Origin of the sequence: Methanobrevibacter ruminantium (genome assembly GCF_016294135.1) — an archaeon.
Lineage (GTDB): Archaea > Methanobacteriota > Methanobacteria > Methanobacteriales > Methanobacteriaceae > Methanobrevibacter > Methanobrevibacter ruminantium_A.
This window is the reverse complement of record NZ_JAEDCO010000001.1, coordinates 50,443-62,464: the sequence shown is the minus strand read 5'-3', so window position 1 is coordinate 62,464 and position 12,022 is coordinate 50,443. Positions and strand designations below refer to the sequence as shown.

Here is a 12,022-nt window from a genome sequence, read left to right as displayed (position 1 = left end):
TATCAAATTCATATTAATTTATTACTTCATTATTGCTTTCATATATAGTTTGGAATATTAAACACATTAAATTGAAAGCAGCTTTTATAATTATTATGGTGAAACAATGAAACATTGGATTGAAAGAATCGCTGATGAATTAAATGAAATAGATGTAGAAAAACATGTCATAGCAAGTGGTACATCTATATCAGGTTCTATACATATTGGAAATTCTTGTGACGTATTCATTGCAAATGCTATTGGAAAAGCATTGCGTGAATTGGGAAATGATGCAGAAACCATCTGGATTGCAGATGACCATGACCCTCTCAGAAAAGTTCCATTCCCACTTCCTGAATCTTATGACCAATACTTAGGTATGCCATACTCTATGATTCCATGTCCTGAAGGATGCTGTAAAAACTTTGTAGAACACTTTGAAAAACCTTTATTCAAAGTTCTTGATGCTTATGGTATTGAAATAACCCCTAAATCCGGTTTTGAAATGTACAAAAATGGGGATTACCTTGAATCAATCAGAATCTCCCTTGAAAAGCATAATGAAATCAAAGCCATTTTTGACCAATACAGAAGAGAGCCACTCGCAGACCACTGGTTGCCATACAACCCAATCTGTGAAAAATGTGGAAGAGTAAACACCACAGAAGCATATGACTTCGATGGAGACATTGTAAAATACAGATGTGAGTGCGGTCACGACGGTGAAATGGACATCAAATCTGGTAACGGTAAACTTACCTGGAGAGTTGAATGGGCAGCAAGATGGAAAATCTTCGGAACCACTTGTGAACCATTTGGAAAAGACCATGCAGCAGCTGGTGGATCTTACGATGTAAGTAGCGTTATCTCTGAAGAGATTTTTGATTACCCAGCACCATATCCAGTTCCATATGAATGGATCACATTGGATGGTGAAGCAATGAGTAAGTCTCATGGTGTATTCTTCACTCCAGAACAATGGTTGGAAATCGGACCTGCAGAAAGTCTTAACTATTACTTATTCAGAAGCAAACCTATGAAATCCAAAGACTTCTCTCCAAAAATGCCATGGTTAGACTTCATGGACACCTTTGATAAAGTTGAAAGGGTATTCTACGGAGAGGAAGAAGCTCCATCTGAAAAAGAAGGCAGAAAATTCAAAAGCATTTATAAGAATGCTCAAATCAAGGCAGATGCGCCTTTACCATTCAGACCTCCTTTCAGATTCTTGGTAAATGCTTATCAAATTGTTGGAGAAAAGGACCTTGAAAAGATTTTTGGAATTTTGAAAAAGAATTCCCAATTGACTAAAAGCTTTAAGGATAAGGACTTCTGTGACTTAACCGAACTTGAATTGGCTCAATATGAAGAAAGAGTAGATAATGTAGTCGCTTGGTTAGACAAATATGCTCCTAAATTCGTCAAGTTCCAAGTTCAATACAACTCAATTCCAAAATTACCACTTCCAGATGATCAAATTGCATTCTTGAAAGATCTTGCTGATTTGATGGAAGAAAAAGAGTTCTCATCTGCTGAAGAATTGCATGATGCTATGTATGAAGTTTTAGAAAGCCATGGATTAAAACCACAAAAGGCTTTCCAAGCTATTTACAAATTGATTCTCGGTCAAAAACAAGGGCCAAGAGCAGCTTCATTCTTACTCTCTTTAGATAAGGACTTTGTTGTTAAAAGGTTAAGACAAGAAGCTTAAACCCAGCTTTTCCGCCCCTGTGGGGCGCAAAACCTAGACCAAAATCTTTTCTAGTAGTTGGGGGTTATCTACTTTAAACTATTTTTCTTATTTTTTTTATTTTCTATTTTTGTAAATTTTTCCATTTTTTCAAAATAATCCCACAATTATTTGTTCGATTATATTAAAACTTTATTTTTAAAAATAGAATTTTTTCTAAAAAAATAATTACTTAAAAAATAATTACTATAAAAAATTATTATTCTAAAAATAGTATAGTGTATAAAATTTGTAAAAAAAGAAAAGTGATTAATTAATAAAAATTAATTAATCTAATTATAATTATCTGCCTCTGATTTTGCTAAAGAATCCTTTGTTGTCTTGGTTCTTAAGCTGTTCAGATAATTGTTGGTTTTTGTTTTTAAGAGAGTTAATGGTTTTGTCTTTTGCATTCATTGCAGTGCTTAACTTATTGTAATCTCTCTGTTTGTTATCTAATTTTTCGTTTAGGTCTTTAATTTCCGCTTCTAACTTAGCGATTGTTCCTCCAATTCCTGCATTCTCAGCTTCATGTTCTGCATCTTTAGCTTTCATTTTAGCATTGATTTCAGCAGTTTCAGCTTTGAGTTTAGGAATTAGATTTTCTTTCAAGTCAGCTATTTCAGAGTTCTTGTCTTTTAATTGGTTTTGTTTTCTTATGATTTCCTTTTCCTTATTGTCAATAACTCTGTCTTTTGCTTCTAACTCTTTGCTTAATTTATCGACCTTATTGTTAAGTTGATCAACAATTGATTTTTCTTCATCAGACAAGTCTTCTGTAGCGGCAATTTCTGCTTCTTTTTCATTAGCTTTTGCTTCAAGTTCAATAACTAGCTTTTCAATTTCTTCCAATCTGACTTTAGCTAATTGAAGACCAGCACCTTTTTTAGCAACGCTTTCACTTAAATCCGCATTGATTTCTAATTGATTAAAATATTTTTTTGTGCTTGCTTCCAATGCTTCAGTAAGTTCTTTTTTAACTATTTTTAGTTCTTTGTTCTGTTTTTTCAATTCAGGAATGACTTCATTTGTTAAATGATTCAATTCGCTTGCCTGATTTTTAAGTTTGTCATCTTTCTTAGCTAATCTTTCTTTTAAAGTTTCAATTTCTTCTTCGGAAATAAAAACCACCATCCGCTATCAATTATCCAATATATTTTCATAATACATCAGACAATCAATTATTTTTCAAATTTTCAGTCGCATTACAATTTAACCACTAATTTGATTTAACCGCTAAATTTATAATAAAATAAGATTTTATAAAAAATTTATAAAATAATCTATATTATTACATATTGTATCTGTTTATTTATAAATTTTCATATTTATTGTGCATTGTTTCAATATTTAATATTATTTTTCCATAGAATAAATATTGAATATGTCATGACATCTTCTTAATTCATATTATTTTAAGTTTTTTAGCTGTTGTTTCATCCACTTTTCCTGTAACTTTTAATCCATTATCTCTTTGGAATTCCTTAACGGATCTTTCGGTATGGCTTTGATAAATCCCATCAATCTTTAGGTAATGTTTTTTATAAGTTAAGTAATATCCATTTTTCTTCAATGCCTTTTGGATTTTTTTAACTGTTGATTTATCTTTGCTTCCTCTTGAAACGGTTTTAAAAGACTGTTTAACTGTTATCTTAACTTTTTTGTTTACTTTGCTGTAGGATTTGTCTCCAGCATAGCTGATTTTTGCGCTAAATGTTCCTTTTTTAGTTAATTTGTTTATTTTAAAGACAGCTTTGCCGTTTGCATCTGTTTTAGCATTATAAGTTTTCCCATTAACTTTTAAGGTAACTTTCTTATTCTTCAAGGTCTCTCCTAAACTATTTTTAAGTACAACACTATACTTTTTAATTTTAGTTTTATCCTTAAAGCTTTTATTTTTAGCATTTATGGAAGGCTTATTTTTCAATATAGTTATTTTCACGGTTTTCTTTTGATTTCTGTAATCATCATCCTCAAAACTTATTACTGCATTATAGGTTCCTGGAGAAAGATCAATGCCTAAGTTAATCATTCCCTTAGTGTCTGTTTTCTTTTGATACTCTTTTCCAGATATTTTTATAATGACTGTTTTTTCAGTAAGGGATAAATTATTTGAATCTGTCAATTTAATGGTTAACGGCTTGTTTTCCAAATAATATTTTGTTAAATTATTCACTATAAGCTTGGATTCATCTTTCATTTTAACTGAAATGTTTAATGTTTGGTTGTTTAACTGAGCATAAACATATCTCACATTAAGTTCCGGCTTGTAGTTGAGAACTGCAGTACCGTTTTTCATAATTACGTTATCTATTACTTTTCCAGTGCTTGTATAGAATTTAACTGAAAGAGGCAAGTTAATGTCTTCATCATAATCGTAAATTTCTTTAGTTTCATTATCAAAGAATTGGTGCAAACTTACAGTCAGCACATTATTTTTATCTTGGGCTATGATTTCATTGCTTGATGTAAAGGTCATGATTAACCATTTTGATGCATTTATTTTCCATGCTTCCCAAGCGTCACTATGTGGGGAATAGTAATTGCCTATTTCATTTTGTCCCCACCAGCAGTATAATAAGGAAGCGTTGTCATCCAATGCAACATCTCCATAACCTTTCACACCCATTGTAAGGATGTAATTGTTTACAAGTGCACAATTTTCCATTTTAAGTTCGGTGTCCTTAAAGTTGTTTGAGACTGCAGCATGATTGGTTACATGATTCCCATCAAAGACAGTATTGTAAACTTCAGTTACAACATGCTGTCCACTTAGAGGTGCAAGGATTGCAGCTGCATAAAATCTTGAATATCCATTTATAAATTGGCTGTTGTTGATTATCATATAATTGTGATTGCTTATTGCTCCTCCAGTATATTCTGTGGTCTGATTAATAAAGCTGCAGTTGTTTATTGTGGTATTTGCTAGGGAGAGTATTGCTCCTGCAGAATATATTGCATAATTCTTAAAGAAGACTGTGTCTTCGATATGTGCAATTCCTCCACATGCAATAGCTCCTCCCACTCCCTTTTCAGCTGTGATATGATTTTCTCTGAAATATGACTTTTCAATTTCTGTTATTCCTGATGAGTAGATTGCCCCTCCATATTGGACTGCGCTGTTATTTATTATATTTGATTTAATTATGGTCAATTTTCCATTATTATTGAATATTGCTCCACCATACAGGTCTGCATAGGAGTCCTTTATTGTGCAATTGATTAAAGTCAATTCACCTCCATTATTGTAAATGGATCCTCCAACTCCTGAACCATCAGCAATGATGTTCCCATTGATTAGGTTTAACCCTATCAATGTTAATTTGGCATCGGAGTTCATTATGAATATTCTAGCGATATTTTTAGCATCAATTATGGTCTTATCTGTCTTACCCTCGATAGTTAATGTTTTATCTATTGTAAGATTGAATCCTTCAAATTCTCCTTCAGATAGATATATTGTTGATCCATTTATGCTATTATCAATTCCTTGTTTAATGGTTTCAAATGGCTTATTTTTGCTTCCATCACCATTTATATCATCTCCATCTGTAGAAACATAGATAGAATTGGAATTACTCTCTTTAAGTTGATTTAAAGAGGTTTCATCTTGGATACTTTCTGAATTCAGACTTTCAATTTCAATTGTGTTTGCAATGTCATTGTTTTCTTCACTTGTTTCGATAGTATTTATTATATTATCATCAATATTTTTATTTATATCATTATTAGATAATTCTACTGCACTAATAGAACTTATAAGACAAAATATTGCCATAATAATAAAAAATAATGTTAAAACACTTTTTATTTTATTAATCTTGCTAATAATTTAGCCCCCATTTTATAAAATTTATAATCAAAAATAAATATTATTCACTTCGTGATATAATTCTAATTTTAATGTTTAGTTTTTATATATTTTTCTTTTTAAAAATTGAAATTTAATTAAATTTTTTAATTTAATACAATTTTTTTAATATTTTTAATTTAGTAAAGTTGAAGGAATTAAAAAATATTAGTTTTCAAATGCTATCGCAAGTTAAAATTATTATAAAAATAAAATATTCATTACTAAATGTTGATGATTTTTTGTTTCGATTCTCTCGAAAAATTTTACATAACATATGTTAATAAAAATCATTAAATATTGGGAAGTCTAAAATAATATTGTACTAATTTTAGAAAAAAATTTTTCAATTCAATAATATTTTATGATTGAATTTTTTCTAAATTTAAATCAGTAAATATTATTTAATTCATTAATAAGATGATAATTGGTATTATTTTTTTAAAAATAACCATATTTAATCTTATTTTATCTAAAAAAGTCATTGATAAAGTTTTTAATGCTTTTTCATTGATTTTTTTACTAACAGTTAAAACGGTTTAAACAGTTAAAAACAAGAGCAAAAAGGGTTGTATTTATTTGAGTGTAAAAAAAGATTTATTAGCGGTGGGACATACTGCATTGGATTACATCATCACAGTTGATGAGTTTCCTAAAGCCAATAATTCTGCACCTATGAAAACCATGAAAAACTTGAATGGTGGTGCAGCAGCAAATGTTGCAATGATTGGTGCGACTTTAGGAATGAAAACTGGGTTGGTTTCTGCTGTAGGATGTGAATTCATTGATTCTCATTATCACAAGAATATGCAAAAGTTAGGTGTTGACACTGAAGCTTTAATCATATCCCAAGAGGAGAGTACTCCAACAGCATTTGTCATGACAAACAACAATCAAGATCAAATCAGTTATTTCTACTGGGGTGCTGGAAAAGAGTTCCATGACAGTGAAGTTCCAAGAGATAAGATTAAGGAATTTAAGGCAGTTCATTTGGCAACAGGCGATCCTCATTTCAATTGCAAAACCGGAATTGTTGCTAAGGAAGAGGAAAGATTGGTATCCTTCGATCCAGGACAAGACCTTGGAATGTACAGTCCTAATAAATTGAAGGAAGTCATTTCCAACGTCAATATTCTTTTTGGAAATCATCATGAAATCAAGCGTATTCAAGAGTCTATGAATGTTGATATCAATGGCTTGATGGATTTAGGTCCAGAAGTTGTTCTAATGACCTGTGGTTCTAAAGGCAGTATCATTTATAGTCCGGATGAAGGCAAAATAGAAGTCGAATCTATTTATAGGCCTGCTGTTGATCCTACTGGAGCAGGAGATTCTTATAAGGCAGGATTCGTATCTAGGCTTATTTATGGTGCTTCATTAGAAGAAGCTGCTAAATTTGCTTCATCAGTTTCATCCTTTGTTGTTGAAAAGCAAGGATGTCAAACAAATATGCCTACTTATGATGATGCATATACTAGAATGATGGATTTTTATATATAATTCTATTTTTCTATTTTTTTCTTATTTTTTTCTTATTTTAACTATTTTTTACTATTTTTCATTATTCTCATTTTCTAAAATTTTTCATAATTTCTGATTGTTAATTGAATTTCATTTTCTTTATTGTTTTTTGATTTTTAGAATTTTTTCATCAATTTTTAAAAAAACTTAAAATTTAATAAAATGTATTTGATATATATCAAAGCTAATTGATAAAAAAGGCCTATAAATGCTTTATTTTCCAAATAAGGGCTGTATAAAATAGATATCTTTATATTAGATAAAATACATTAAATAAAATTATAAAATCAAGTAAAATAGAATTAAATTAAACTTTACTTTAATAAAATATATTTGAATTTAAATTTAGAGATTCCTCAACATGATTCAAAGAAAATAAAGGATTCTTAGGAAATTGATTTTATAATAATCTAGCATTATCAAAATAAAATTGGAGATAAATAATGACACAAATAAGTGATGCAAAAAAAGGAATATTAACAGAAGAAATGAAACATGTCGCTAAGATTGAAGGAGTTAGCGAAGATTTTATCTTAAGGTCCGTTGCAAACGGTACTATTGTAATCCCATCTAATGTAAACAGGGATATTGAAGCAGCAGGTATCGGTGCAGGTCTTAGAACAAAAGTAAATGCAACTGTAGGAACTTCTACAGATATCGTAAACTTTGATGAAGAGGTATTGAAAGCACAGATTGCTATTGACCATGGTGCAGACTGTTTGATGGAATTGAGTATTGGTGGAGATTTGGATGTAATAAGAAACAGAGTTTTAGATATGTCTCCACTCCCTGTAGGTTCAGTACCTGTATACCAAGCGGCTATTGAAAGCATTAGGGAGCATGGTTCTGTAATTTATATGGATGAAGATGACTTATTCAATACCATTGAAAAGCAAGCAAAAGATGGTATAGACTTCATGGCTGTTCACAGCAGTATCAATATTGAAACATTGACAAGACTTAAAAGACAAGGTCGTGTAACTGGACTAGTATCCCGTGGAGGATCATTCATGTCCGGGTGGATTGTAGAAAATGAAAAGGAAAATCCATTATACTCTAACTTTGATTATGTATTGGAAATTGCAAAGGAACATGATGTTGTTCTTTCCCTTGCAAATGGTATGAGAGCAGGTTCCATTGCAGACTCTACCGATAGGGCTCAAATCCAAGAATTGATCATTTTAGGAGAATTGATTGACAGATCCCGTGATGCTGGTGTGCAATGTATGATTGAAGGGCCAGGTCACATACCAATCAATGAAATTCCAACCAATGTAATGATTCAAAAGAAAATGTGTTCCAATGCTCCTTTCTACATGTTAGGACCTATTGTATGTGATGTGGCACCGGGTTACGACCATATTGTATCCGCTATTGGTGCAGCATCCTCTGCAAAAGCTGGAGCAGACTTCATATGTTATGTAACTCCTGCAGAACACTTGGCTTTACCATCTCCTGAAGATGTGAAAGAAGGGGTTATTGCAACTAGAATCGGTGCATATGCAGGTGACTTGGCTAGCGGTCAAATCGATGGTTCACAAGACTTGGCTATGGCTGAAGCAAGAAAAAGATTAGATTGGGAAGCTCAATATGAATGTGCAATGTTCCCTGAAGCTGCACGTGCAAAAAGAGATGAAAGACCTCCTGAAGAGGAGGACACCTGTACAATGTGCGGTAACTATTGTGCTGTAAAAATAGTAAATCAATGGTTGGACCAATCTGATTCTGAATTAATTAAATAGACAAGCTTTTTAGCCTTCGGCTAAAAACCTTGACCAAAACTTTTTCCCAGCTTTTGAGCTGAAGCTCAAAACCTGGACCAAAATTTTTTTCTAATAGTTGGGAGTAATTTTCTACTTTTCTATTTTTTTTAATGATAATCTGAATTATAAAATTTAAATGTTTATCTAGTTTTCCAGGGTTTCATTGGTATAAATCCTTGTTCTCCTATTTTAGTTTGACCATCAAATAGCAAATATTCGATTAAATTATAAATATCATCTTTTGTATCGTTAATCTGCACTAAACTGATTACGTGACGGGTTTCGTTTTTCAATATTTCATTTCCATTGAAATAGCTTGCATTTAAAAATGTGTAATACTCATCAGAGTTTCTCACAATCTTGAATGCATCAAATTGTGATTTTACTTCCCTTTCAATAGTGAAATTGATGTTTTCCTGTCTCAAGGTGCTCCATGCCAACCTTTGTGCACTTCCTTTGACTCCAATGAATTTCAATCCTTCTAAATCAGAGATCCTTTCAATTGTCTTTCCATGATTTGGAGATATTAATACTAAATGGTCATATGCAATAGCTGTAAAGTTCAAGTCATTTTCAAAAGCAAGCAACGGGTCATCCAATGCTAAAATGTCTACCAAATCCTGTTTTGCAAGTTCATATGCGCTTTCGTCATCACTGCTGTAAATCAATGTCTTAAATGGCAAGTCATAACTGATTGCCTGGAGAAGGCCTGTAATTATGTGCCCTCCAACGATTATGATTTCTTGTCTGTCTTCCAATCGGTTTTTGTATTTGTAGTAAAGGTCTAATAGTTCGTATCCCTTTTTGCTTAATTCAGAACCGGAACCTACTGTAATGACCAGTTTCTCTCCAAGCTTGTCCTCAGCATTTTTGATTCTTCTGTTAAGCACTGAATGAGACACTTTCAATTCCTTTGCGGTTTTTCTTTGGGAATATGTTTTTGACAATGATTCCAAGGTTTCAAAGAACTTGTAATTAAAGGAGATTCCATCTATTTCAATTCCAATCTCAGGCTTAATGCTATTATTATCATTTGTGAACACTTCTTCCTGATTTTGATTTTCGTGATTTGCCATTCAATCCCTCTAAACCCCATTTTTGTTTTGAAAATATATGTTTTCTTTTATTGAAAATATTAAAAAAACTTTTTGATTTTGGCACTGATTAATTTTAAATATCTTAATGAATATAATATTATTATCTAATTTCAAAATATTTATCAATTTAATTTTTGTTTTTTTAATTAGTTTTCATATGCTTTTTAAGTTAAATAATTATTGAAATTATGTATTAAGTTTAGGTAGAGATTTAAATGGAGTTAATGATATCAGCAATTGAGGCAATTATAAACAATATTCATGATGCAGAAGAGTATTTAGTTGAAGAGGATATAGCGAATTTTATTGAAATTATCACAACTGCAGACAACATTTTCGTAACTGGTGCAGGAAGATCTGGACTTGCAGCTAAGGCCTTTGCAATGAGATTGATGCACTTAGGTTTAAGCTCTTATGTTGTAGGTGAGACCATTTCCCCAGCTATCAATGCAGGGGATTGTATTTTAGCTATTTCCGGTTCTGGTGAGACCAACACTATAGTAACCGCTGCGAAGATTTCTAAAAAAAGAGGGGCAAAAGTATTGGCATTAACCTCTTATCCTGAAAGCAGCTTAGGCCAATTGGCAGATGGAATCATTCATGTTAAAGGTAGAACAAAAGTTGAAGTGGATGATGAAAACTACCTTAAAAGACAAATTAAAGGAAATTACACTTCCTTGACTCCTCTTGGTACTGCTTTTGAATTGACTTCATTGGTTTTCCTTGATGGATTGGTTTCCGAATTGATGGAAGCTATGGGAAAAACCGAAGAGGACTTGAAAAATAGGCATACTGTTTTAGAATAAGCCTACTAATTTTTCTTTTTTCTTTTTTTTAATTTTTCATTTCCAATAGATTGGATTCCATTTTTTTTATTTTCCAATTTTTTTCTAATTTTCTATGATTTTTATAAAGGGTGTTAATATGGTAAGTGTAGAAGACTATGAGGAACAATTGGCTAAAGCAGGGGAATTTCATGGAGAAATCTGCGGAGGAATAGCCATTGGGACTAAGCTTGCAATGTATGGTATGGAATTGATGGGCTTTGAATTAAACAAGCGTCATAAGAACCTGATTGTATTTTTAGAAATTGATAGATGTATGGCGGATGCAGTTCAATCCGTCACCAAATGCACTATGGGGAAAAGGTCCCTAAAGCAAATGTATTACGGCAAGTTTGCTGTAACTTTCTATAATATGGATACTGGTGAAGCAATTAGGGTTTCCGATGCAGATGCCAACAAGCAAGAAAAAATAAAAGAAACCAAAGATGAAATGATTGAAAGGTTTAAAAGAACTCCTGCTGAGGAATTATTCAAAGTTGAAAAAGTTCATGTTGAATTGAATCCTTCCCAAATACCAGGTAAGCCACATACCAGTGTATTCTGTTCAGTTTGCGGTGAGAAGATCACTGATGGCCGTCACTTGAATCGTGGTGGAAAGCCAGTATGCATACCATGTGCAGAGGGAGCATATTATGAAGTCATTGATGATTAAGTAAATTTAAAAATTTCTAATAATCTTCTTCTAATCTTTCTTAATATTTTCTTTCTCTTTTCACTGTATTCTTTCTTAATTTTTTCTTTATATTTTTCTAAATATCATTGTTAATGATTCATTGCTATTTATTAGGTTATCTCATCATAATTTTTCATAATTTATCATGATTTTGGGGATAATGTCTCATTCAACAAAAATTATTTTTTTAAAATTTTCTCTATCGTTTTATAAATAGCTTTCATGTTGGGGTATTTTCCTTTATTTTAGCCAAATAAATAATTTAATCGGGTTAACTGTTTGTATTTATTCAAATGATTCTAAGGTTTTTTAATACGTTATTCCCATTGATGTGTTTTTTATGTTCGTAAGGTATTTGCTTATTTATGTTATTTTATTGATATGAAATTTAATTATATTCATAAAATAACTGTTATTATGATTTTTTAACATTTTTAAGTGTTTCTATTAAGCTATTTTAATTTATCATGATTTATAAATATGAATATATTTTCATATTGGTGTGATTTATTCATTTTTTATCTAAAAATAATTCTTGTTAGTTTTTCATTTTTACTTTATT

Annotated in this window: 8 protein-coding genes; 5 read left to right on the top strand and 3 right to left on the bottom strand. The window is 31.2% G+C overall.

Features of this window, described 5'->3' with window-relative positions; translation table 11 throughout:
• Window positions 1-106: 106 nt before the first annotated feature.
• Window positions 107-1,693 carry a lysine--tRNA ligase gene (gene lysS, locus VW161_RS00275; protein ID WP_304086765.1) on the top strand — a complete coding sequence of 529 codons (1,587 nt, stop codon included), beginning with the start codon at window positions 107-109 and terminating at the stop codon, window positions 1,691-1,693.
• 321 nt (window positions 1,694-2,014) lie between these two features.
• Here lysS and VW161_RS00270 read toward each other — a convergent pair whose 3' ends face one another.
• A complete protein-coding gene (locus VW161_RS00270; protein ID WP_304102299.1) occupies window positions 2,015-2,845 on the bottom strand; it encodes a hypothetical protein in 831 nt (276 codons plus the stop codon).
• 271 nt (window positions 2,846-3,116) lie between these two features.
• Complete coding sequence (locus VW161_RS00265) at window positions 3,117-5,489, bottom strand: peptidoglycan-binding protein (RefSeq protein WP_325192625.1); 2,373 nt, start codon at window positions 5,487-5,489, stop codon at window positions 3,117-3,119.
• A 651-nt stretch (window positions 5,490-6,140) separates the two neighbouring features.
• On the opposite strand from VW161_RS00265, the gene VW161_RS00260 reads away from it, so the two are divergent.
• On the top strand, window positions 6,141-7,061 hold the full coding sequence (locus tag VW161_RS00260; RefSeq protein ID WP_325192624.1) for a carbohydrate kinase family protein: 921 nt from the start codon (window positions 6,141-6,143) through the stop codon (window positions 7,059-7,061).
• Window positions 7,062-7,525: 464 nt separating this feature from the next.
• Window positions 7,526-8,824 carry a phosphomethylpyrimidine synthase gene (gene thiC / locus VW161_RS00255; RefSeq protein WP_304086777.1) on the top strand — a complete coding sequence of 433 codons (1,299 nt, stop codon included), beginning with the start codon at window positions 7,526-7,528 and terminating at the stop codon, window positions 8,822-8,824.
• Window positions 8,825-8,985: 161 nt separating this feature from the next.
• On the opposite strand, the gene VW161_RS00250 is transcribed toward thiC, so the two are convergent.
• Window positions 8,986-9,921 (bottom strand): LysR family transcriptional regulator, encoded by a 936-nt coding sequence (locus VW161_RS00250; RefSeq protein WP_304086780.1) that lies wholly within the window; start codon window positions 9,919-9,921, stop codon window positions 8,986-8,988.
• 236 nt (window positions 9,922-10,157) lie between these two features.
• On the opposite strand from VW161_RS00250, the gene hxlB reads away from it, so the two are divergent.
• Both hxlB and VW161_RS00240 read left to right on the top strand, forming a co-directional pair.
• Window positions 10,158-10,748 (top strand): 6-phospho-3-hexuloisomerase, encoded by a 591-nt coding sequence (gene hxlB / locus VW161_RS00245; protein WP_304086783.1) that lies wholly within the window; start codon window positions 10,158-10,160, stop codon window positions 10,746-10,748.
• Between the two features lie 118 nt (window positions 10,749-10,866).
• Entirely contained in the window at window positions 10,867-11,439 is a 573-nt protein-coding gene (locus VW161_RS00240) for an FmdE family protein (protein ID WP_304086786.1), read from the top strand.
• Window positions 11,440-12,022 lie beyond the last annotated feature (583 nt).

Excerpts from the sequence above, each read along its gene's own strand:
- lysS (WP_304086765.1), top strand. The coding sequence starts at position 107 with ATGAAACATTGGATTGAAAGAATCGCTGATGAATTAAATGAAATAGAT.
- VW161_RS00270 (WP_304102299.1), bottom strand. The coding sequence starts at position 2,845 with ATGGTGGTTTTTATTTCCGAAGAAGAAATTGAAACTTTAAAAGAAAGA.
- VW161_RS00265 (WP_325192625.1), bottom strand. The coding sequence starts at position 5,489 with ATGGCAATATTTTGTCTTATAAGTTCTATTAGTGCAGTAGAATTATCT.
- thiC (WP_304086777.1), top strand. The coding sequence starts at position 7,526 with ATGACACAAATAAGTGATGCAAAAAAAGGAATATTAACAGAAGAAATG.
- VW161_RS00250 (WP_304086780.1), bottom strand. The coding sequence starts at position 9,921 with ATGGCAAATCACGAAAATCAAAATCAGGAAGAAGTGTTCACAAATGAT.
- hxlB (WP_304086783.1), top strand. The coding sequence starts at position 10,158 with ATGGAGTTAATGATATCAGCAATTGAGGCAATTATAAACAATATTCAT.
- VW161_RS00240 (WP_304086786.1), top strand. The coding sequence starts at position 10,867 with ATGGTAAGTGTAGAAGACTATGAGGAACAATTGGCTAAAGCAGGGGAA.